The organism is Pseudonocardia phyllosphaerae (genome assembly GCF_046546475.1).
GTDB lineage: Bacteria > Actinomycetota > Actinomycetes > Mycobacteriales > Pseudonocardiaceae > Pseudonocardia > Pseudonocardia phyllosphaerae.
The window spans coordinates 632,497-654,707 of the sequence record NZ_JBKGXS010000002.1; the positions used below are offsets into that span (position 1 = coordinate 632,497).

General features: G+C 70.4%; 21 protein-coding genes. 8 read left to right on the forward strand and 13 right to left on the reverse strand.

Features of this window, described 5'->3' with window-relative positions; translation table 11 throughout:
* The first annotated feature begins 24 nt into the window (after positions 1-24).
* Together ribA and ACLE50_RS08285 are read left to right on the forward strand one after the other, a co-directional pair.
* Entirely contained in the window at positions 25-1,224 is a 1,200-nt protein-coding gene (gene ribA / locus ACLE50_RS08280; protein ID WP_410942820.1) for a GTP cyclohydrolase II, read from the forward strand.
* A gap of 151 nt (positions 1,225-1,375) precedes the next feature.
* Positions 1,376-2,200 carry an IclR family transcriptional regulator gene (locus ACLE50_RS08285; protein ID WP_410942821.1) on the forward strand — a complete coding sequence of 275 codons (825 nt, stop codon included), beginning with the start codon at positions 1,376-1,378 and terminating at the stop codon, positions 2,198-2,200.
* 197 nt (positions 2,201-2,397) lie between these two features.
* Here ACLE50_RS08285 and ACLE50_RS08290 read toward each other — a convergent pair whose 3' ends face one another.
* The 5 genes from ACLE50_RS08290 to ACLE50_RS08310 all read right to left on the reverse strand — a co-directional run bounded on the left by ACLE50_RS08290 (position 2,398) and on the right by ACLE50_RS08310 (position 9,640).
* Positions 2,398-4,818, reverse strand: coding sequence for an aldehyde dehydrogenase family protein (locus tag ACLE50_RS08290; RefSeq protein WP_410942822.1), 2,421 nt, complete (start codon positions 4,816-4,818; stop codon positions 2,398-2,400).
* 52 nt (positions 4,819-4,870) lie between these two features.
* A complete protein-coding gene (locus tag ACLE50_RS08295) occupies positions 4,871-5,779 on the reverse strand; it encodes a glycine betaine ABC transporter substrate-binding protein (RefSeq protein WP_410942823.1) in 909 nt (302 codons plus the stop codon).
* Entirely contained in the window at positions 5,776-6,693 is a 918-nt protein-coding gene (locus ACLE50_RS08300) for an ABC transporter permease (RefSeq protein ID WP_410942824.1), read from the reverse strand. The genes ACLE50_RS08295 and ACLE50_RS08300 overlap by 4 nt, the downstream gene beginning before the upstream one ends.
* Positions 6,686-7,816: a quaternary amine ABC transporter ATP-binding protein gene (locus ACLE50_RS08305; protein ID WP_410942825.1), complete on the reverse strand. Its 1,131-nt coding sequence runs from the start codon at positions 7,814-7,816 to the stop codon at positions 6,686-6,688. The genes ACLE50_RS08300 and ACLE50_RS08305 overlap by 8 nt, the downstream gene beginning before the upstream one ends.
* A 351-nt stretch (positions 7,817-8,167) precedes the next feature.
* A complete protein-coding gene (locus tag ACLE50_RS08310) occupies positions 8,168-9,640 on the reverse strand; it encodes an aldehyde dehydrogenase (protein ID WP_410942826.1) in 1,473 nt (490 codons plus the stop codon).
* A gap of 276 nt (positions 9,641-9,916) precedes the next feature.
* Here ACLE50_RS08310 and ACLE50_RS08315 point away from each other — a divergent pair, with 276 nt between their 5' ends.
* The 5 genes from ACLE50_RS08315 to ACLE50_RS08335 all read left to right on the forward strand — a co-directional run bounded on the left by ACLE50_RS08315 (position 9,917) and on the right by ACLE50_RS08335 (position 13,187).
* The gene (locus ACLE50_RS08315; protein ID WP_410942827.1) at positions 9,917-10,234 is read left to right on the forward strand and encodes a hypothetical protein; all 318 of its coding nucleotides are present in this window, start codon (positions 9,917-9,919) and stop codon (positions 10,232-10,234) included.
* A 35-nt stretch (positions 10,235-10,269) separates the two neighbouring features.
* On the forward strand, positions 10,270-10,956 hold the full coding sequence (locus ACLE50_RS08320) for a hypothetical protein (protein WP_410942828.1): 687 nt from the start codon (positions 10,270-10,272) through the stop codon (positions 10,954-10,956).
* Between the two features lie 81 nt (positions 10,957-11,037).
* Complete coding sequence (locus ACLE50_RS08325; RefSeq protein WP_410942829.1) at positions 11,038-11,502, forward strand: hypothetical protein; 465 nt, start codon at positions 11,038-11,040, stop codon at positions 11,500-11,502.
* A gap of 38 nt (positions 11,503-11,540) precedes the next feature.
* A complete protein-coding gene (locus ACLE50_RS08330) occupies positions 11,541-11,852 on the forward strand; it encodes a winged helix-turn-helix domain-containing protein (RefSeq protein WP_410942830.1) in 312 nt (103 codons plus the stop codon).
* Positions 11,853-12,170: 318 nt separating this feature from the next.
* Positions 12,171-13,187, forward strand: a complete 1,017-nt coding sequence (locus ACLE50_RS08335) for a TerC family protein (protein WP_410942831.1) — start codon at positions 12,171-12,173, stop codon at positions 13,185-13,187.
* 51 nt (positions 13,188-13,238) lie between these two features.
* On the opposite strand, the gene ACLE50_RS08340 is transcribed toward ACLE50_RS08335, so the two are convergent.
* Positions 13,239-14,150 carry a helix-turn-helix transcriptional regulator gene (locus tag ACLE50_RS08340; protein ID WP_410942832.1) on the reverse strand — a complete coding sequence of 304 codons (912 nt, stop codon included), beginning with the start codon at positions 14,148-14,150 and terminating at the stop codon, positions 13,239-13,241.
* A 116-nt stretch (positions 14,151-14,266) separates the two neighbouring features.
* Between ACLE50_RS08340 and ACLE50_RS08345 the strand changes: the two genes are divergently transcribed.
* Positions 14,267-15,508, forward strand: coding sequence for an MFS transporter (locus ACLE50_RS08345; protein WP_410942833.1), 1,242 nt, complete (start codon positions 14,267-14,269; stop codon positions 15,506-15,508).
* A 34-nt stretch (positions 15,509-15,542) separates the two neighbouring features.
* Here the strand turns inward: ACLE50_RS08345 and ACLE50_RS08350 are convergent, their stop codons facing one another.
* The 7 genes from ACLE50_RS08350 to ACLE50_RS08380 all read right to left on the reverse strand — a co-directional run bounded on the left by ACLE50_RS08350 (position 15,543) and on the right by ACLE50_RS08380 (position 22,207).
* Positions 15,543-16,811 (reverse strand): MFS transporter, encoded by a 1,269-nt coding sequence (locus ACLE50_RS08350; protein ID WP_410942834.1) that lies wholly within the window; start codon positions 16,809-16,811, stop codon positions 15,543-15,545.
* The gene (locus tag ACLE50_RS08355) at positions 16,808-17,782 is read right to left on the reverse strand and encodes an ABC transporter substrate-binding protein (protein WP_410942835.1); all 975 of its coding nucleotides are present in this window, start codon (positions 17,780-17,782) and stop codon (positions 16,808-16,810) included. Before ACLE50_RS08355 ends, ACLE50_RS08350 begins: the two co-directional genes overlap by 4 nt.
* Positions 17,779-18,594, reverse strand: a complete 816-nt coding sequence (locus ACLE50_RS08360) for an ABC transporter ATP-binding protein (RefSeq protein WP_410942836.1) — start codon at positions 18,592-18,594, stop codon at positions 17,779-17,781. The genes ACLE50_RS08355 and ACLE50_RS08360 overlap by 4 nt, the downstream gene beginning before the upstream one ends.
* Positions 18,594-19,610 carry a FecCD family ABC transporter permease gene (locus ACLE50_RS08365; protein WP_410942837.1) on the reverse strand — a complete coding sequence of 339 codons (1,017 nt, stop codon included), beginning with the start codon at positions 19,608-19,610 and terminating at the stop codon, positions 18,594-18,596. The genes ACLE50_RS08360 and ACLE50_RS08365 overlap by 1 nt, the downstream gene beginning before the upstream one ends.
* A gap of 475 nt (positions 19,611-20,085) precedes the next feature.
* Positions 20,086-20,688, reverse strand: a complete 603-nt coding sequence (locus ACLE50_RS08370; protein WP_410942865.1) for a response regulator transcription factor — start codon at positions 20,686-20,688, stop codon at positions 20,086-20,088.
* Positions 20,689-20,702: 14 nt separating this feature from the next.
* Positions 20,703-21,908 carry a sensor histidine kinase gene (locus ACLE50_RS08375; protein WP_410942838.1) on the reverse strand — a complete coding sequence of 402 codons (1,206 nt, stop codon included), beginning with the start codon at positions 21,906-21,908 and terminating at the stop codon, positions 20,703-20,705.
* A gap of 47 nt (positions 21,909-21,955) precedes the next feature.
* On the reverse strand, positions 21,956-22,207 hold the full coding sequence (locus ACLE50_RS08380) for a hypothetical protein (RefSeq protein WP_410942839.1): 252 nt from the start codon (positions 22,205-22,207) through the stop codon (positions 21,956-21,958).
* Positions 22,208-22,211 lie beyond the last annotated feature (4 nt).

Genomic DNA, 22,211 nt, shown 5'->3' on the forward strand with positions numbered 1-22,211 from the left:
ATCGAACCCCGGAGGAGTGAGTCCATGGCCATCGCAGATGCGGTCGACGTCCTCACGCGAGCAGGCATCGTTCTCGTCGTCGACGACGAGAACCGCGAGAACGAGGGCGACCTGATCATGGCCGCCGAGCACGCCGACCTGAACTCGGTCGCGTTCTTCCTCGAGCACACGTCGGGCTTCCTCTGCGTCGCGATCGACGACGAGCAGGCCGCGCGACTCGAGCTCGGGATGATGGTTCCGGACAGCACGGAGGCGCAGGGCACGGCATTCCTGGTCAGCGTCGACCACCTGCCGTCGACGACAACAGGAATCAGCGCCGGCGACCGGTCATCAACCATCCGGGCACTGGCCGACCCTTCCTCCAGACCCGACGACTTCGCGCGGCCCGGGCACGTCATGCCGCTGCTCGCCCGGCCGGGCGGCGTACTCGAACGCCCTGGCCACACCGAGGCCGGCGTCGATCTCTGCCGGATGGCGGGCCTGTCGGGTGCCGCCCTGCTCTGCGAGATCGTCACGGCCGACCGTCGCTCGATGCGTCGCGGCGCGGAGCTCGCCGAGTTCGCGCGCGAACACCACATTCCGATCATCTCGATCGAGGAGCTACGGGCGTGGCGCCGCGCCCAGGAATCGGCGATCGTCCGAACAGGACAGAGCGCACTGCCCACGTCCGCCGGAGCGTTCGATGCGATCGCCTTCCGCGCCCCGGGCGACGACGTCGAGCACCTCGCCCTGGTTGCCGGCGACCCGGCCGGCTGCGCTCCCCTCGTCCGATTGCACAGCGAGTGCGTCACCGGCGACATCGCCGGGTCGTTGCGCTGCGACTGTGGCGACCAGCTCCGCGACGGACTCGCGACGATCGCTGCCGCCGGGTCCGGCGTGCTGATCTATCTACGTGGACACGAAGGACGCGGTATCGGCCTGGGAGCCAAGCTGCGCGCCTACCAGCTCCAGATGCACGAAGGCCTCGACACCGTGGATGCCAACCTCAGCCTCGGCTACCCGGTCGACGGCCGGGACTATGCGGCCGCCGCCGGCATCCTGCGAGATCTCGGGGTCCAGCACGTCCGACTGCTGACCAACAACCCGGAGAAGGTCGAGGCCCTGAAGAGCAACGGGATCGGTGTCGAGCGGGTGCCGCACGAGATCCTTCCCAACGATCACAGCGTCACATACCTGACTGCCAAGCGCGATCGGTTGGGCCACCTGCTCGAGCGCCTGGCGTAGCCTGCTCCCGACATCTCTCGAAGGCATCGCACCCGCCATCACCACAGAACAGGGCTTCTCAACCTCCGAAATCCGGTTATGTCGTTCACTATTCGGACGCCGCGTAGACTCCGGCCACGAACGCGACTGGAACCGCCGTCGGGGGGACCCCATGACCGAGACGACCGGAGCCGTCGGCACGACCGAGAGCGCCGAGCCGACCGACCTCGTCAACAAGTCGGTGGTGAAGGCGGCCCGGCTCCTTCGCGAGCTGGCCCGGCAGCCGGCCACAGGCGCCACGGCATCGACGCTGGCCAAGGCCGTCCGGATGTCACGTCCGACCGCGTTCCGGCTGCTGCACAGTCTCGAGCGCACCGGCCTCGTTGATCGGGTCAACAACCACTACGTCCTGGGCTGGGAGCTGACACGCCTGGGCCAGCTCGCCGTTCCGTTCGCCGGCCTCGCCGCCCGCGTCGAGCCCTACGTCGAGGAGCTCGCCGACGAGTTCAACGAGACGATCACCCTCTCCGCCGTCGGCAGCGGGAATCGGCTGGAGCTCGTGGCTGAGGCCGCCGGGTCGAGGCTCGTCGGCGCCGCGGGCCTGGAGGGAATGGTGGGGAAGCAGTACCCGCTGCACGCCAGCTCGAGCGGCAAGGTGCTGCTGGCCGAGTTGACCACGGACGACGTCACCCGGCTGCTGCCCGCCGAGCTCGAGGCCTTCACCTCCTCGACGATCACCGACAGGGACGACCTGTTCCGCGAGCTCGGCCACGTCCGCGAGCAGGGCTACGCGGTCATCGACAACGAGCTGGAGGACGGGCTGCTCGCCGTGTCCTGCCCAGTACGCGACAGCACTGGGGCACTCGCCGCCGTACTCAACCTGACCGCGCCGCGTTATCGCTTCGGCCGCGATCGGATCGCCCAGGCGGTCACGAGCATGCGGCGCACTGCCGACCGGCTCACCGCGGCGCTGTGGCCCGACGACCTGGACGGCTGACTGCCACGGGTCGATCGCCCGACGCCCGTCGCCGACTCCGACGCCGCCGGACCGAAGGCGGCCGCCCCGAGGGGCACACTCGTGACCGCCGGTGGCTACGAGGGCGCCCCTCGGGGCATCTGGCCGGGCCCGGCCAGATGCCCAGCCCGCGCGCCGCGGCCCGTGCTTCGGGTGCTCCCGGTCCGGCGCGCGCCGGATCAGCGCCCGTGGTTGTGCATCACATGCTTGGTGCGCGAGTAGTCGTCGAGTGCATAGATCGACAGGTCACGGCCGTAACCGGAGCCCTTGAACCCGCCCCAGGGCAGCTCGTTGGACAATGCCAGGTGCGAGTTCACCCAGACCGTGCCGAACTCGAGGCGGCCGGAGACGTCGTGGCTGCGGCGGGCGTTCTCGGTCCACACCGACGCGGCGAGACCGTAGACGGTGCTGTTGGCGCGGCGCACCGCCTCGTCCTCGTCGGAGAACGTCTCGACAGTCACGACCGGACCGAAGATCTCCTCACGGGCGCACTCGGCGCCCTCGGGCACGTCGACGAGCACCGTCGGCGGCACGAAGTAGCCCGAGCCCTCCGCCGGTGCGCCGCCCAGCGCAGCACGGACGCCATCGCGACGTGCGCGCTGCAGGTAGCCGGACACCCGGTCGTAGTGTGCCTTGGACACCAGCGGACCGATCTCGACGTCCTCCCCTGCTCCCGGTTCGCCGACGACGAGCGTCCCGGCCTCGCGCACCAGGTGCTCGACGAACCGGTCGGCCACCGACTGGTGCACCAGCACCCGGCAGCCCGCGCCGCACTCCTGCCCGGAGTTCCAGTAACCGCCTGCCCGCAAGGCCTCGGCGGCGCCGGCGAGATCGGCGTCGGCGAAGAGGATCACCGGGGCCTTCCCGCCGAGTTCCAGGTGGACCCGCTTGAGCGACTCCGAGGCCCCGCGAGCGACGGCCCGGCCGCTCGCGACCGAGCCCGTCAGCGCGATCATGTCGATGTCCGGGTGCTCGGACAGCCGTCCACCGACCTCGGGCCCGTAGCCGGTCACCACGTTCACCACACCGGGCGGCAGCAGGTCCGCCGTGAGCTCGGCGAAGCGCAGCGTCGTCAGCGGTGTCTGCTCCGACGGCTTGATCACCAGCGTGTTCCCGGCGGCCAGGATGGGCGCGAGTTTCCACGCCGCCATCATCAGCGGGTAGTTCCACGGCGTCACGACGCCGATCACACCGAGCGGCTCACGAATGATCACCGACAGGTGGTCCTCGACGTATTCCCCCGCGCCCTGTGTCGTGAACCCCCGCAGCGCCCCCGCCATGAACCGGAACGTGTCGACGGTGCCCGCGATGTCGTCCCGGGAGACCATCAGCGGCTTGCCGGTGTTCACCGACTCGAGGACCGCCAGGTCCTCGGCGTGCTCCTCGACCCGGTCGGCGACCCGGTGCATGATCTCCGAGCGCTCCTTCGGCACCTTCGCCGCCCACCCGGGCTGCGCGGCCCGGGCTGCGGCGACCGCCCGGTCGACGTCGCCGACGGTTCCCTCGGCCACCTCGGTGAAGGTGCGCTCACGACACGGGTCGACAACGCCGATCGTGCGCGACGACGAGCCCGGCACCGTCCGGCCGTCGACGAAATGGCCGCGGGCCGGGAGCAGCCGCTGCTCGAACAGGTCCCGTCCGCGGCGGACGGTCTCCGTGGGGATGGTCGTCATGGTGTCTCCTCCTCCGGTGGCCGGAACCCGGCCGGTGATGGGCGCTCCGGCGCCGGCGAGCAGGTCGGCGAGCCGGGCGCGCGAGGCGTCGTCGAGCGGGCGCAGCGGGCGGCGCGGCTCCCCCACCGGGACACCGACCAGGTCGAGACCGGCCTTGATCGCAGCGACGTAGTTGACGGTGTCGAGGAACCGGCAGACCGGGAACAACCGTGACCAGATGTCGCGCGCGCCCACCAGATCGCCCCGCAGGACCACGGCCTCGTACAGGTCGGTGCACTGCCGCGGCAGAACGCTCGCGAGACCCCAGACCGCGCCACGCGCCCCGGCCGCGAACGCCGACATCGTCAGCGAGTCCCAGCCGTTCAGCACCTCGCCGACGTCCGGGTCCTGCAGCAGCGCGGTGAACGACGTGAAGTCCCCGCCGGTGTCCTTGACCGAGCTGACTCCGCTGCGGCGTACCAGTTCTGAGAGCTGCTCGCCGGTCAGGTCGACCCCGGTCAATGCAGGCATGTGGTAGTACATGACCGGCACGTCGACGCTGTCGACGACAGCCCGCATGTGTGCGACGAGTTCTTCGAACGAGGGCCGCTCGTAGTACGGCGGGGCCACCATCACCCCAGCCGCACCGGCCTTGGCGGCGTGCGCGCTGAGATCGACCGTCTCGCTCGTGGTCAGCGCACCGGTCCCGGCGACGACCGGAACCCGGCCGCCGACCGCGGCGACGAACGCCTCGACCGCGATCCGGCGCTCGTCGGCGCCGAGCGCGGTGAACTCCCCGGTACTGCCGTTGACGACGACACCGCCCACCCCGCCGTCGACGACGAAGCGGGTCAGCCTGTCGACCGCCGTCTGGTCCACGGTGGACCCGTCGACAGTCAGCGGTGTCGGAGTGGCGGCGAGTACCCCGGCGAGGGGGCTTGTGGGCATGAAAGTGCTCCAATCCGTCGGGAGGTCTCGTGCGGTCACGCGGCGAGACGGGTCAGGGCCGGGTGAACCAGCGGTCGGTGACCGCCTGGTTCCGCTCGAGCCAGCGGGTGGCTCCGAGCTGCTCGTTTCCCTTGCCCGCCTGCTGGATCGCGAGCTCGAGCTCGTTGATCTGGTCGGTGGTCATCGCGAACTCACGCACCCAGGCCCCGACCTCGGGTTTCTTGACCGCCCAGCCCTTCGGGCTGATCGAGCGCAGGTGGTCGGGGGCTCCGTAGAGCCCCTCGGGGTCCTTCAGCACCTTCAGCGGCATGTCGGTGTAGGCCCAGTGCGGCTTCCACAGCGTCACCAGCACCGGCTTCTGCTGGGCGACCGCGGTGCGCAGCGACGCGAGCATCGCCGCGGTGCTGCTGGTCCGGAGCGTGAAGTCCTGCAGCCCGTAGCCGGGGATGACGCGTTCCTGGGTGGTGGTGGCCAGGCCGGACCCGGACTCGATGCCGACGATCTCGGAGTTGAACTCGGTCCGTTTGGCCTTGACGTCGGCGATCGTGTTCACGTCGGTCATGTAGGCGGGGACGGTCATGTTCAACGAGATGTTGTCGTTCCAGTCAGAGGTCAGGTCCAGCTTGTCGCCGGTCTTCTCCCAGTACTTCCGGTGTGTGGCCGGCAGGTTCGCACTGAAGAACAGGTCGGACTGCCCCCGTGAGACCGACTGGAACGCCGCCGACGCGCTGTCGAGGTGCTGCATGGTGACCGTGTAACCGCGCTGCTCGAGCATCTGCTTCCACAGGAACCCGGCGGCGATGCCCTCGTCCCACCCGTTGACCACGGAGATGGTGACGCGCTTCGGGTCGCTGGAGTAACCCGATCCGACGGTCGCGACATTGCCGCTGCAGCCGCTGAGGATCATGAGCACCGCCAGGACACAGGCGAGCACGGTCAGCCGCCGGCGCGGCGCCGTCACGGCGTCCCCGCCGCGGCGGTGGGCCGGGACTCCGACGCCGGGACCGCCGGCTCCGGCGCCACCGGACGCTTCCGGCGCCGGCGGCTGCGCTTCGGCCTGGCCAGAGCATTCGTCGTCCGGTCCAGGAAAATCGCCACCAGGACGACGGCGACGCCGCCCTCGAAGCCGGCTCCGACGTCGAGCTGACTGATGCCCTGCACGACGACGGAGCCGAGCCCGTCGGCGCCGACCATGCCTGCGATGACCACCATCGACAGCGACAGCATGATCACCTGGTTGACACCGGCCATGATCGACGGCAGCGCCAGCGGCAGCTGCACCTCGCGCAGGACCTGCCACGGCTTGGTTCCGAACGCCTCCGCGGCCTCCACGACCTCGGCGTCGACCTGCCGGATGCCGAGCTCGGTGAGCCGTACGGCCGGCGGCAACGCGAACAGCATCGTCGCGACGATGCCGGGCATGACCCCGATGCCGAAGAAGAAGACCGTGGGGATCAGGTAGACGAACACCGGCAGCGTCTGCATCAGGTCCAGCACCGGCCGGACAGCGACGCTGACCCGCCGGCTGCGGGCGGCCCACACCCCCAGCGGGACGCCGATGGCGACCGCGATCGCCGAGGCCACCAGCACGACGGCCAGCGACTGCATCGCTGGAGTCCACAGGTCGAGGGCAAGGATCACGAGGAACGCGAGCGCGGTGTAGGTCGGGAGCCCCCAGCGACGGCTCGCCCACCACGCGATACCGGCGAACGCCGCCACGAGCACCAGCGGATGCGGCGCGGTCAGCACGAACAACAGCGCATTGACCAGGGCCAGCATGACCGAGGCGATGACTTCGAAGAAGCCCGCCAGGTTCACGGTCAGCCAGTCGACGGCGGCGGTCACCGGGCTACCGAGATCGAGCAGCTTAGACATGCGCGAGCCCCGCCTTCTCCGACAGCGCGGCGAGCACCGCGGCGCGCGGAATGACGCCGACCAGGCGGCCGCCGACACCGGTCACGGCGAGCGGGACGGTGTGCCGGCCGATCAGGGGAAACAACGTGGACAGACAGGTGGCTTCGTCGACCGCGTCGAACTCATCGGTGATACACGGCGCGAGGGTGTCGGCGTTCATGCGGGCGGCACCGGCGAGATCGTCGAGAGTGGCGACACCGACGATGCTGCCGTCGTCGGCCAGCACGTAGAGCCCGCAGCCCTGGGCGCTGCTCACCCGCTTCAGCGCGTCGAGCGGGTGATCGCCTACGCAGGCGGTCACCAGCGGCTCGTGCATGACCGTCGAGGCGGTGAGCACACGCGAGCGGTCGACGTCGGAGACGAACTCCGCGACGTAGTCGTCGGCCGGTTCGCTCAGGATCGTCGACCCGCTGCCGATCTGGACGACGTGACCGTCGCGCATGACCATGATCCGGTCGCCGAGGCGCATCGCCTCGTTGAGGTCATGCGTGACGAACACGATCGTGCGCTGGCGCTCGTGTTGCAGAGTCAGCAGCAGGTCCTGCATCTCGCGGCGGATCAGTGGGTCCAGTGCGCTGAACGGTTCGTCCATGAGCAGCACCTCGGCGTCGGTGGCGAGTGCCCGCGCCAGCCCGACACGCTGGCGCATGCCACCGGAGAGCTCGTCGGGGTAGGCATCGCCCCACTCGTCCAGCCCGACGGTGGTGAGCGCGGCGTCCGCCCGCTCGTCCCGTTCCTGTGCGGAGATGCCGCGTACGTGTAGGCCGTACGCGGCGTTCTCGCGCACGGTGCGATGCGGGAACAGCGCGAAGTGCTGGAACACCATGTTGATCCGGCTGTTGCGCAAGTCGCGTAACTCGACCTCACCCAGTGCCGAGACGTCGACTCCATCGACGCGAACCGATCCCTCAGTCGGCTCGACGAGCCGGTTCAGCATGCGCAACAAGGTCGACTTGCCGGATCCGGAGAGGCCCATGATCACGAAGAACTCTCCGCACCCGACGGTGAAGCTGACATCATCGACCGCTTTCCGCTCGGTCGGTGACGACGTGAACCGCTTCCCGAGCCCGACGGCTTCGATCATCGGAGCACCTTCCTTCGAGCTTCTCGCCCCTTCGAACTTCTCGCCGTTCCGAGTGACCCCACCCGTGTCTCCTCCCGGGGCAGCCGCGGGCGGTCTCACAGCTCGCAGCACATCGTCATTGATGTTCACTTACTGAACGCTTCGTTCGGATATAAGTGAATCCTGTGCCGCCCCGGGTGGACCTGTCAAGAAGGTGCCCTGAGACGACCCGGGGCGTTCACACCGGCGCGACACGCACGTATCGCGAGGTCGCGGGCATGTCTCGGAGGAACCGGAGCCCTCGTGGACAGGCGAGAAGCCGAACGGCCCGCACCGGTGCCGGTGCGGGCCGTTCAGGATGCGATGACGTCGTCAGGACCCCAGCGCGAACCACGTCGTCTTGATCTCGGTGTACTGGTCGAAGGCCTCCAGGCCGTTGTCACGACCGCCGAATCCGGAGGTCTTGAACCCGCCGAACGGCGTGGTGATGTCGCCTTCGCCGTAGCAGTTCACCGTGACGGTCCCGGCGTCGACGGCGCGCGAGACGCGGTGCGCGCGCTCGAAGTCGTGGGTGAACACCGAGGCGGCGAGTCCGTAGGCGGAGTCGTTGGCGATGCGGACCGCCTCGGCCTCGGTGTCGAAGGTCAGCACGGCGACGACCGGCCCGAAGATCTCCTCGCGGGCGACGGCCATGTCGGGGGTGACGTCGTCGATGATCGTCGGCTCGACGAACCAGCCGCCGGTGCTCTCCAGCGTCCGGTTCCCGCCGGCGACGATCGTGGCGCCGGCCTCGCGGGCGCCGTCGACGTAGCGCAGGACCCGCTCGAGTGCGCTCGGCTCGATGAGCGGCCCGAGCTTGGTCGCACGGTCGCCCGGGTCGCCGACCGGCCACTCGGCGAGCTTGGCCTGCAGGGCGGCGACCAGCGCGTCGTGCGCGGCGGCCTCGACGAGGATCCGCGAGCCGGCGGTGCAGTTCTGGCCGTTGTTCCAGAACGCGGCGTTGGCCAGCTCGTCGGCGACGTGGTCGACGTCGCGCTCGACGGCGTCGGCGAACACGATCTGCGGGCTCTTCCCCCCGCACTCCAGCCCGACCGACTTGAGGTTGCTGTCCGCGGCGTAGCGCAGGAACTCGCGGCCGACCTCGGTCGAGCCGGTGAAGGCGACGACGTCGACGTCGTCGTGCAGGCCCAGCGCGCGGCCGGTCACCTCACCCGGCCCGGGCAGCACGCTGAACACGCCCGCCGGGACGCCGGCCTCGAGGGCGAGCTCGGCGATCCGCAGCGTCGACAGCGGCGCCTGCTCCGGCGGCTTCACGATCACCGAGTTGCCCGCGGACAGCGCGGGCCCGAGCTTCCAGCTGAGCATGGCGGCCGGGAAGTTCCACGGCAGCACCGCGGCGACGACACCGCGCGGCTGCCGGGTGATCAGCCCGACGGCGTCGGCGCCGGTCGGCGAGACCTTCCCGAACACCTTGTCCAGGCTCTCGGCGTACCAGCGCAGCGTCCCGACGACGTCGGGCAGGTCGAGGGTCTCGCAGTCGACGATCGGCTTGCCCGCGTTGACCGAGTCCAGGTACGCGATCTGCTCGAGGTTCTGCTCGACGAGGTCGGCGAAGCGCAGCATGACCGCCTTGCGCTCGGCCGGGGCCAGCCCGGACCACACCCCCTCGTCGAACGCGCGGCGGGCGGCGGCCACGGCCACGTCGACGTCCTCGACACCGGCCGCGGCGACGTGCGCGAGCACCTCACCGGTGGCCGGGTTGTAGGTCTCCAGCGTCTCGCCGGACGCGGCGTCGACGAACTTCCCGTCGATCAGCAGCTGGGTGGGGGTGGTCGGTTCCGACACGGCATGCCTCCTGGGGTCCGGCACTTTCTGGCACACCGGTGATCACCGCGCCAGGGCGGCGAGAGCGGGCCCACAGCGGCGGGCGTCGTCGGAAATCGGGGGTGGGTATCGGGTTCATACAGACGTTACGGACGGCGCGAAGCGACCGTGGAGCCGCTGTCTCCGTGGGGCCGCTCCTCAGAATCGATGAGCTGCCGTCCGTTGGGCTAACCGGAGTAGTCGACGCGGCGACACAGCGGGTGTCAGACCCGTCGCACAGCCTTCGAGGAGCACACCATGACCGCCCCGCAGCCGCCGTTCGCGCCGCAGGCACCCCACCACAACGCCTGGCAGCAGTTCCACGCCTGGCAGCAGCACCAGGCGCAGGTCGCCGCGGAGTCGTCCCGGCGGCTCGCCAACGCCGCCCTGTTCTGCGGGTTCCTCGGATTCTTCCTGTTCGGCATCGTGCTCGGGCCGGTGGCGTTCGCGCTCGGGCTGACCGCGTCGAACCGTCTGGCGGTCGGTCAGCCCGGCAAGACCGAGGCGTCCGTGGCGATGGTGTTCGGCGTGATCGACGTGGTCGCCTTCTTCGTGCTGGCAGCGATCATTCTCTGAGCGCTCAACCCCACACCAGCGAGCGGAGTTACTCGATGTCGTCATTCCCGTCCGTCGAGAACTGGGCGTTCGTGCGATGGCTGCGACGGCGGGGCGTCGTCATCGGCCTCAGTCTCGTCCTCGGCATCGCGCTCGTCGTTTCAGCACTTGCGATCGGAGCGGAGTCGTTGGATGGCTGGTCGCAGTCCGTGCTCATCGAGCTCGGCACCGCGGTGCTTCTGGTCGCGCCGCTGACGTGGGCCGAGGGCCGCATCCAGCGCTCGCTGGGGGAACTCGACGCAACGTTGAAGTCCTCGGTCTCCGGTCTGTCGGCAATCCGCAACATCCTGCCCGCGGGACATCGGCGCACCGCCATCTTCGACGACCTGTTGACCGCCGTGGTCGAGAGTGCCCGCGAAGGCGAGTTCCCGGTGAGCCAGATCAGGACGCTGCTCGACGGCGACGGTGAGAACCGAACCGTCGCCCTGGCTGCGATGGTCGGAAACCCCTCGCTGGCAGACGGATCAGCGATCCGTCGATCGATCCATCGTCCGGGCTCGGGCAACGAGCAGTTCTACGCCCTGCGCGCCGCCGAGGCCGCGTGGTCGACCCATCTCACCGCCGATCAGCGGAAACGCATCCTGGACGCGATCGCCGACGACCGCGTGCGCGACTGGATCGAGGGGGATCCGCCTCGTCAGAAGATCGCTGACCGGCTGCCGACGATGCCCGTCCAGACCTGATCCCGGACCGCCCGGGGTTGACTCCCCATCCATCCAGCACTAACTTTCCAACTAGAAAGTTGATGCAGATGGGAGAACACGATGTCCAGGACGCCCGAGCTCGACCAGGTCGCCGACGCCCGTCGCGCCCTCTCCAAGCACGCCGGCTACCCGACCGCCTACTGGGTCCTCACCACCGTCCTCCTGGCGGCGTTCGCCGGGATCCCGCTCTGGCTGCACCTGTTTCCGGCCGCAACTCCGTTCGTCCAGTGGTCCCCGCTCGTGATCGCCCTGGCCTCTGCGGCGTACAGCATCATCAAGCGCAACCGGTCCGGGGTGCAGCTGCCCCGCGCCGTCGGGGCCTACCCCAGCGCCCGCCCCTTCTGGCTCGCCTGCATGGTCCTGAGCATCGCGGGCTTCATCGCCACCAAGGTGCTGGTCGCCCACGACCAGATCGGGTTCGCCGTCGGCGTGCCGGTCGTCGTGGGGGTGGGAGTCCTCCTGAGCCAGCTCCGGATCCAGTCCCTCATCCGCTCCGACGTCGCCGGCGGTCGGGTGCAGCGGTGACGGCTGCCCGCCGCACCGGGACCGGAATGACCACGGACATGGACACGGGCGAGCGGCAGCCGGTCTTCGAGACCGGTCCGCGACTGGCGCTGTGCGCCCTGCTGCAGGGCGCCGACTGGGTCGAGTTCGCCACGGCACGCGACCTGGTCGGCGTCAGCGACTCCGCGATCTCCAAGCACAGCCGCACCCTCGAGGAGGCCGGCCTGCTCGAGATCCACAAGGGGTCGGTCGGGCGCAGGCCCCGCACCTGGCTGCGCCTGACACCGGACGGCCGCAGCGCCTTGAGCAGCCACCTGGCCTGGCTGACCACACTGCAGGCCTCCATCGACGACACCCCCGACGAGACCTGAGGCCGACGGCCGTCCACCGCGACGCATCCTTTTGCGTGGTCTTTAACACTGCTTTACCCGGGAACCCGCGTCGCCTTCACCGGCAAATCCCCTGGTGAGAGACACATCGAGGCCGCTCCCCCGCCGTCGTCGCTCCGAGTTCCCGGGTTGGACGGACCGGTCCGGTGTCGTACTGTCCGTTTTGCGAAGGGGAGTACTCCCGAACACGGCGTCGCCGTCATCACGGAGCCGGTACGAGCCGGTCCCGGTGGCGCCGGTCCTGCAGACGCGGGGCGGAGGAGACCTTCAGCGCCGAGATCTGCGCTGGAGGCCCCGCACATGAACGTCCCTCTCTGGGTATGGCTGGCGACGATCGCCGCCGTCATCGGCATGCTCGTGTTCGACTTCGTCGGGCACGCCCGCGACCCGCACGAGCCCACGCTGCGCGAGTCGGCCGTCTGGTCGATCGGCTACATCGCGATCGCGCTGCTGTTCGGCGTCGGTGTCGGCGTGTTCTCCGGCTGGGAGTTTGGCGGCGAGTACCTGGCCGGCTGGATGACCGAGAAGGCGCTGTCGGTCGACAACCTGTTCGTCTTCCTGCTGATCATGACCAGCTTCGCGGTACCGAAGGTGCACCAGCAGAAGGTGCTGCTGATCGGCATCGCGATCGCGATCGTCATGCGCGGCGCGTTCATCGCCGTCGGCGCGGTGATCATCGAGCAGTTCGCCGCGGTGTTCTACCTGTTCGCGATCATCCTGTTCTGGCTGGCCTGGTCCCAGATCAGGGAGGCCATGTCGTCGGACGAGCACGAGAGCGACGCCGGGGACAGCCGCCTGATCCGCATGGTGCGCAAGGTCCTGCCGACCTCGACCGAGTACGACGGCGCCAAGCTCACCACCCGCATCGACGGCAAGCGGCTGCTCACCCCGATGGCGCTGGTCATCGTGGCGATCGGGCTCACCGACCTGCTGTTCGCGTTCGACTCGATCCCCGCGATCTTCGGCCTGACCCAGGAGGCGTTCCTGGTGTTCACCGCCAACGCCTTCGCCCTCCTCGGCCTGCGCCAGCTCTACTTCCTCATCGGCGGCCTGCTCGAGCGCCTGATCTACCTGGCGCACGGCCTGTCGATCATCCTGGCGTTCATCGGCGTGAAGCTGACGCTGCACGCGCTGCACGAGAACAACGTGCCGTTCATCAACGACGGCCGGCCGCTGCCGGTGCCCGAGGTGCCGATCTGGCTGTCGCTGCTGGTCATCACGGGGACGATCGCCGTCGCCGCGGTGGCGAGCCTGGTGGTGTCGAAGCGCCGGGCCGCGGCCGCCGACGCCGAGGAGCACGACCGGGCCGGCGCCTGACCGGCGTCGCCGGCCGGTCTTCGTACCGCTCGGCCTCAGTGCCGCTCGGCCTCAGTGCCGCTCGGACGGCACGTCGCGATGCGCCCCGGGCACGTTCGTCGCCGCCCAGCTCGACAGGAGCGCGAGTGCGTCGGCGGACGGGCTCGCCGGTTCGGGGCTGTAGATCGTCAGCACGAGCCCGGGATCGGCGGGCAGCGGCATGGTCTCGTACCCGACGGTCAGCTCACCGACGACGGGATGCCGGAAGGTCTTGCTCCCGGTGTGGTGCAGGCGCACGTTGTGCCGGGCCCACCGCACCCGGAACTCCTCGCTGCGGGTGGACAGCTCGCCGACCAGGTCGCTGATGTCGCGGTCGTAGGGATCGCGGCCGGCGTCGGTACGCAGCAGGTTCACCGCGCTGTCGGCCATGGTGTCCCAGTCGGGGTAGAAGTCGCGGGCGCGCGGGTCGAGGAAGCAGAACCGCACGAAGTTCACCGGCACCGCCGGGTCCGGCCGGTCGGGATCGGGGAACAGCGGGCTGTAGAACGCGACGGCCGAGATGTTGGCGCACACCAGGTCGTGGCGCGGGTTGCGGACGAACGCCGGCACCGTCATGGCATCCACGACCCGCTGCAGCATCGGCCGGACGGCCGTCGTCCGCCGCGGACGGCGGCGCCTCGGGTCGGCCGCGACGTGACGGTGCAGGTCGAACAGGTGCGAGCGTTCGGCGTCGTCGAGCTGCAGGGCCCGTGCGATCGCGTCGAGCACTCCCTCGGAGACCCCGGACGCCTTGCCGCGCTCGAGCTGGACGTAGTAGTCGACCGACAGCCCGGCCAGCGTGGCGACCTCCTGACGCCGCAGCCCCGGGACCCGGCGCTTGGACGCGTCGTAGATCGGGAGCCCGACCCGGTCGGGGGTGATGCGGGCACGGCGCGAGGCCAGGAACTCGCCGAGCTCGGCGCGGTGGTCCCTGCGTTCGTCCATGCCACGACGGTACGACGAGCGCGCCGCCCGTGGCGGGTACCGGCGAGAGGGGTGCTGCCGGCACCCCGGTCGACCACGCCTCCCCCACCGCGCCGCAGCGGCGTTGCATCGATGCCATGACCGACGACGCGACGACCGTGCCGACCCCGCAGAGCACCGACGAGGCCACGGCCCGGGGCCGGCGACCGCGGCTGCCCCCGGCGGTGCACGTGATCGCGGCGGGCATCTTCCTGATGGGCACCACCGAGTTCATGATCGCCGGGCTGCTGCCCGAGGCGGCCGCCGGGCTCGGGGTGAGCGTGGCACAGGCCGGCCTGCTGGTCACCGCGTTCGCCGCCGGGATGATCGTCGGGCCGCCGGTCATGGCGCTGCTGACCTTGCGCCTGCCCGCCCGCGCGACGCTGGTGGCGGCACTGGCGGTGTTCGCCGCGGGGCACGTCGTCGCTGCGCTGGGTGAGTCGTTCTCGCTCGTCGTCGCGTCCCGGGTGGTGACGGCGCTGGCCACCGGCGCGTTCTGGGCGGTCGGCGCCGTCGTGGCGACCAGGGTCGCCGGCCCCGCGGCGAGCGCCCGGGCGCTGGCAGTGATGTCGGCCGGGCTGAGCCTGGCCGTCGTCGCCGGGGTCCCGCTGGGCACCTTCGCCGGGCAGCTCACCGGGTGGCGCGGACCGTTCTGGATCCTCGCCGCGCTCGCGCTCGTGGTGATCGTCGCGGTGCTGCGCGTCCTGCCCGCCACCCCGCCGACGACGTCAACGACCGCGCGGCCGGAGCCGTCGGTGCGCTCCGAGCTCGGTGCCCTGCGCCCCTGGCGGGTCTGGGCGGTGCTGGCGACGATGGTGCTCGCCCAGGCGGGGTTCCTCGGTGCCTACAGCTACATCACCCCGCTGCTGACCGACGCCGCCGGTGTGCCCGCCGCGCTCGTCCCGCTCGTGCTGGTCGGCTTCGGCCTCGGCGCGCTGCTGGGCACCGCGCTGGGCGGACGCTTCGGGGACCGGCGCCCGCTCGGCGTGATCGCCGTGGCGGTGACGGTGACCGCCGTGGTGCTGGCCGTGCTCGCGGCCGCGGCGACGGTCACCCCGCTGGTCGTGGCGCTGGTAGTGCTCGTCGGCGCGAGCGGGCTCGGGGCCAACCCGGTGCTGATCGCCCAGGCGCTGCGGCACGCCGGGCACGGTTCGACCCTCGCGTCGTCGATGGCCACCTCGGCATTCAATCTCGGGACCGCCGTGGGTGCCGGGGTAGCCGGGTCCACTCTGGACAGCTCGTGGGGGGTGAGTGGGCCGTCCGCGCTGGGGGCGGTGGTGACGGCGTCGGCGTTGGTGCCGGTCGTCGTGCTGGCCGCGAAGCGTCGGGCCCGGAACTGATCCGCCTGCGCATCCACCGGTGCGCTGCACCGCTCTACCCGGCCTTTTCCGCCATGTTCGCGACGTCGGCGGCGGACAGTCTGCGCAGCGGCGACCGCCACGCGTAGGCGAAACTGGCTGCCACCGCCACGGTCATGACCAGGAACGTGACCCGGACGCTGGTGTGATCGGCCAGAAGACCGCCCAGAGCCGCCCCGAGCGGCGAGCCGCCGTAGGCGATCATCCGTGCGGTGACGTTCACCCGGCCCTGCAGCCGGTCCGGGGTGAGCTGCTGGCGCAACGCGATGCCGTTGGTGATCACAAGTGTGGACGACATCCCCCACACCACGAGCAGCACGAGGCCGACCGGGAACGACGAGTTCACCGCGACCAGTACCAACAGGACCGACATGGCTGCCAGGCCGAGCAGGCTGACCCGGGGTGGGCTGAACCGCTTCGACAGGATCGGCAAGCAGACTCCGGCGAGCAGGCCACCGGCGGCGAGCGCGGTGAACAGCCAGCCGATGAACGGGCTGTCGTCGGCGAGCCCGAGCCGGCGGATCCCGTAGACCACGACCAGGCCGATGACCGCACCGCTGCTGACCGCGGACCCGAAACCGGCTGCGGTGAGCGGCCAGACCACCGGGTGGTCCCAGACGTAGCGCAGGCCTTCCCGGACGTCGGTGAGCAGGCTCGGGCGCGGGCCCGATCGTGTGCCGGTGCTGCTGAGCCGCCCGGGGACGGCGAGGATGGCCAGCGCCGACACCGTGTAGCACGCGCCGTCGATCCACAGGGCTCGATCCGGCCCGATCACCGCGATCAGCACTCCGGCGAGAGCGGTGGCCGCGATCTGCAGGACCTGGCTGGTCGTGACGAGCACGCTGTAGGCGCCGACGAGACGGTCTCGGCCGACGATCGCCGGCAGCGCGCCGAACAGTGCCGAGTCGTGCCAGACGAATGCGGTTCCGGTGGCCGCGGCGGCGAGGAACAGGTGTGCCGTCGACAGCGGCCCGAACGTCGTGGCGAAGGGGATACTCGCCATCGAGACCGCACTGACCAGATCGCCGGTCACCATGACCGCCCGCCGGTTCGCCCGGTCCGAGACCGCCCCGGCGACCAACCCGAACAGCAGATAGGGCGCCGCCTGCACGGTGACCAGCAGAGCCGTCAGCGAGGCCGACCCTGTTGTCTGGTAGGCCAGGACGGGCAGGACGACGAGCCGTACCTGACCACCGGCGATCGAGGCGGTCTGTGCGATCCACAGCAGCACGAAGCCCGGTTCGCGCCGGAGACCCGGCCCCTCGGATGCCGTGCCACGACTCATCCGCCGTAGACCTTCTTGGCGACGCTCTCGATGAGGGACACGATGTTCACCCCACCGCCGGTGATCTCCGAACCGGAGACCGGGTACACCGCGCCCCGCTGGACGGCCGGGCTACCGGCCATCATCCGGCCGACGGCCTCGGTCGTCTGCTGTGGATCCTCCGTGCCGCCGTGGACCACGAGGACCGCATCCGGGCGGCGCACCAGGATCTGCTCGGACGTGATCTCCGCGAAGTTGTCCTTCACGTCGGCGAACTCGTTGGTCATCCCGGCACCGGCCAGGATCGCGGCGTAGGGGCCGCCGCTGAGCGCATACAGCTTCCCGTCGTAGACCTGGACGAACGCCACCCGTGCCGGTGGCCGGGACCCGCGTACGGCGCCGGCCGCGGCCATCCGCTGCTTCAGCTCCCCCTCCAGCCGGGCGGCCCGCTCCGGCACACCGAAGATCGCTCCCAGTTGGCGGATGTCGTCGTAGACGACGTCGACGCCGGTCGGTGCCGCGGCGCCGACGCAGAAGCCGCCCATCACGTAGTCGCCTGCTCCGAGTGTCGTGAGGTCGTCCGCACTCGGTGTTCCCTGCTCCCCGGATACCTGGTTCTCGTCGGTGGTCAGTACCAGGTCGGGCCGCGCACCGAGAACCGTCTCCCGCGACGCCATGAAATCCGGGGACACCTCCTGCAGGTTCCGCGATTCGGGCGGCGGCGGGTACTGCTGCCCGGTGAGGTAGCCGAAAGCACGGTCCTGCACGCCCAGCGCAGCCAAGGTCGGCAGGGTCGACGCCGACCCCAGCAGAACCCGCTTCGGTGGTTCCGGAGCGGTGAAGTCGTGCCCGCAGCTGCGGTAGTGCACGGGATAGCCGGCCTCGGCGGCGGCGCCGTCGGGCGGAGCGGAGGCCGGAGCGGGGGAACCACAGGCCACCACGAGCGCCGAGACGACGGGGACCAGGGCGATCAGGCTGAGCCGCAGGTTCACGGGTTGTGCTCCTCGGAGACGGTGGTGTCGGGCTCGCGTCGATGTGCGGCGGTCCCGGCGAACTGCAGGCACGGCCGCCCCGTCAGCGGGTTGACGGTGCGGTGCGCGGTGACTCCGTAGACGTCGGCGACCAGCTCGGGGGTGAGTACGTCGCCGACCGGGCCATGGGCGACGACCCGCCCGCCGTCCAGGACGTAGAGGTCCTCGCAGTACGCCGCGGCCAGGTTCAGGTCGTGCAGCACCGCGACGACGGTCAGCGGAAGACCGTGCAGCAGGTCGAGCAGCTCGAGCTGGGCCGACACGTCGAGATGGTTCGTCGGCTCGTCGAGGAGCACGACCGGGGTCTGCTGGGCGAGAGCCCGAGCGAGCAGGACCCGCTGCCGCTCCCCGCCCGACAGCGTGCTGACCAGCCGTTCGCTGAATCCGCCGACCCCCGTACGAGCCATCGCACCCTCGACGATCTCGACGTCTCGCTCGGTGTCGCGGTCCAGCAGTCCCTTGTGCGGCACACGTCCCAGCTCGACGACCTCGCGCACGGTGAACTCGAACTCCGTGGGATCGTCCTGCAGCACCACCGCCGTACGCTGCGCCGCCTGCCGGGCACCGAGCTGCCAGACGTCGTCACCGTCCAGCAGCACCTGCCCGCCCGCGGGCCGGATCGACCGGTACACCGTCCGCAGCAACGTCGACTTGCCCGACCCGTTCGGGCCGATGAGCCCCACCATCGCGCCCGAGCCGGCGCGCAGCTCGGCATCGGTGACGATCCGCCGACCCGCCAGATCGACGCTGATGGCCCTCGCCTCGACACGCATCAGCCACTCCGCCGGGCAGGTCGCGAGGTCGCACGCAGCAACCACAGGAAGAAGGGCGCACCGATCGCCGCGGTGACGATCCCGATCGGGAGTTCGGCCGGAGCCCGCAGGGTCCGGGCTGCGACGTCGGCCAGCGGCAGTGAGACGGATCCGAGCAGCACCGACGTGACCAGTACCCGGCGGTGATCGGCACCCACCAGGAGACGGGCGACGTGGGGTACGACCAGACCGATGAACCCGATGCCGCCGGCGACCGCGACGACGCTGCCGGTGACCAACGCGGTCAACGCCATCAGCTGCAGCTGGAAGCGGCCCACGGCGATCCCCAGCGACGCCGCCAGATCCGTCCCGTTGACCAGGGTGTTGAGGCGCCTGCCGTTCAGGACCAGCCACGCGGTGCCCAGTGCGATGACCACGGCAGGAACCGCGAGATCCGCCCACCGGGCACCGGCCACACTGCCCAGGGTCCAGAACAGCACCCGTTGCACCTGGTTGGGAGCGGCGATCGTCTGCAGGAAGAAGGTGACGGACGAAACCAGGTAGCCGACCGCGACACCGGCGAGCACCAGACGCGCCGGCGGCCACTTGCCCTGCTGGCGCCCCAGCAGGAACACCACCGCGAACGCGAGCAACCCACCGGCGAACGCCGCGGCGGACAGTGAGAGGCCACCCACGGCAGCCGACCCCGCCACGATCACGGTGACCGCTCCGAGACCGGCTCCCGGAACGATCCCGATCAGATACGGGTCCCCCAGCGGGTTGCGCACCACGGTCTGGATCACCGCCCCGGCCACACTCAGCCCTGCCCCGGCAAGCATGGCGAGCACGGTGCGCGGCACCCGGACCGACCACACGATCTGATCGACGACCGGATCGGCACCGGCCACCGGGTCGGTGAGCCCCGTCCGGGTCGCGACGACCTGCCACACCGTCCCGACCGGCACCCCGACCGATCCGACCGACACCGACAGCGTCGCCGCGGCGACCGTGGCGACGAGCAGCACCGTGACGAGCACGGCGAAGCGGGGAGATCTCGAGAAGGGCGGCCCCGCGCTGGGGGCTCCCGGCCCGACGGACGTGTCCTCGGTCCGGGGTCGGAACACCGAGCGTCGTACCTGCCCGGCAGCTGATGGCGGCATGGATCCTCCGGTCAATGCGGTAGCCGCCGTGAAACTATCTCGGAAATCCCGAGGAATCATCCTTCCTGCGCACTCTTCTCAATCACTGGAATCCATTCACGCATACGGATTCCTGCATCTTTATTTTCGGAGTTCCGCGGGCGGGTCTCACAAGACACTCATTCGCATCCGACGACGAGAAGGAGGCCGCACTGCGGGCAGATTCAGTGCAGCTGCGAATGACGAATCCACGACCCCGCTCCGCCGCACCGACTGCACGAGACGATTCGCGCCATCCGTCCGATTCGGCTACGCCCGCAAGCGCACCGACCTCTGCCGAGGACCGGGCGGTTCGGAAGCACCCGTCGACCGGTCAGAGCCACCCGCGTTCGTACGCGCGGCGGGCGGCGTCGTGGCGGGTCGGGGTGCCGGTCTTCTGCATGGCACTCGAGAGGTAGTTGCGCACGGTGCCGTGGGCGAGGTGCAGGCGGTGGGCGATGTGCGCCACCGAGTAGCCCTCGCGGGTCTCGACGAGGGCCTCGATCTCGCGGTCGGTCAGCGGGCAGTCGTCGATCACCGACGCTTCGAGGACCTCGTGGGCGATCCAGCGGCGTCCGGCGCGGAGTTCGTGGATCACCCGGACGATGTCCTCGGGGTCGGCGCTCTTGCTCATGAAGCCCTGGACCCCGAGCTTGAGTGCGCGGCGCAGGACTCCCGGACGGGCGTGGCGGGTGAGCATGAGGACGGGCTGGTCGGGGTGGTGCTCACGGATGCGGGCGACGGCGTCGAGGCCGTTGGTTCCGGGCATCTCCAGGTCGATGACGAGTACGTCGGGACGGTGTTCGAGGGTCTCGCGCACCGCCTGGTCGCCGTCCTCGGCCTGGGCGACGACGGTGATGGTGCCGTCCAGGGGCAGCAGCGCCGCCATCGCGCTGCGCAGCAGCTTCTCGTCGTCGGCCAGCACGATGCGGGCGATCGCCGGTTCGGTCATCAGGTCCCCGCCCGCGTGTCGCGGTGGTCGCCGACGGCGGGGTCGTCGAGGTGGGCGGCGACGGTGAACGTCGTCTGCGTGGCGCTCACGTACAGGTTCCCACCGGCGGCGAGGATGCGGTCCCGCAGCTGGGCGAGTCCGCGCAGCTCGGGGTCCGGGCCCGCATCGGTGTCGAGGCCGTCGTTGGTGACCTCGATCCGGTTGTTCGACGCGGTGATGGCGACGGTGCGCGGGTGGGCGTGCCGGAGCAGGTTGGTCGTGGCCTCACGCAGCACCTGTGCCAGCAGCGGGTGGGCCGGGGCGTCGCCGAGGTCGTGCCGGATCTCGACCCGGATGCCTGCGGCCTCACCGAGATGGCGGGTGTTCTCCAGCTCGGCGGCCAGGTTGAGCTGCAGGCGCGCGTGGGCCAGCTCGCGGGTACCGGCGATGGCGTCGGTCGCGACTCCGCGGATCTCGGCGAGCTCGACGTCGGCCGCCGCTGTATCACCGTTGCGCACGAGCGCCTGCGCGTAGGCGGCCTTGAGCTTGATGACGTGCAGCGAGTGCCCGTGGATGTCGTGCAGGTCGCCGGCGAAGCGCATCCGCTCGTGGGCGATCGCCAGCTCACGCTCGGCCTCGCCGGCCCGTTCCAGGCGCCGGACGACGGTCCACGCGTGCTCGCTGACGACGATCACCCCGGCGACGAACAGTGTCCCCACCAGGGGCAGGAGAACGTACTGGCCGGCGAGAGACACCGTGGGCGGACGGGGCAGGAATGCCATGGCACCCGCAGCCGCGTTGAGCCCGGCCAGCACGACGACCCACCGCCATCGGTGCCGCAGACGCCTGGCCAGCAACATCGACCCGACGAGCGCGAAGGGCACGAAGGTGATCGGGCTGGCGGCGGTCAGGGCGGCCACGAGCCAGTTCACACCGGTGAAGGCCAGTGCGAACACCGATCTGCGCGGGTAGCCGTCCAGGCTCCACTCCCGCAGCACCCCGAGTGCCAGTACCAGTCCGACGGCGGCGATGAGCCCGTCCCACCAGGTGTTCGCCGTGAGTGCGACCCCGATGACGCACAGCGGTGCGATCGCAGCGAGCGCGGTGACCGTCGCGGTCCGCCGCACCCGCGAGGACACCGTGCCCGCACCCGCACCGAGGTCGCCCCCGGCCTCGGCCTCGGCTCCGGCCGGATCGGTCCCGGCACGATCGCCACCGATCGCCACGGTCCGAGCGGTACCGGTCCCTGTCACGGTTCTCCTGACGGTGTCGGTCACGACCGCGTCTGCTGCGGACGGCGCCGCGTGAGGACTCGTCCGGTCACGGTCTTACCGGCCAGCGCCCCGATGAGCGCGACCAGCGCCACCCACTGCAGGAACCGGTTCTGCAGGAAGAATCCGGTGATCGACTCCGGCAGCACGGTGAACAGCCCCGTGTCGTGGTGCAGCCCGAAGTAGGCGATCACCACGGTCACGGAGAGGACGGTGACGCCGGTGAGTGTCATGTCCAGCAGCTTGGTGTTCATGGTC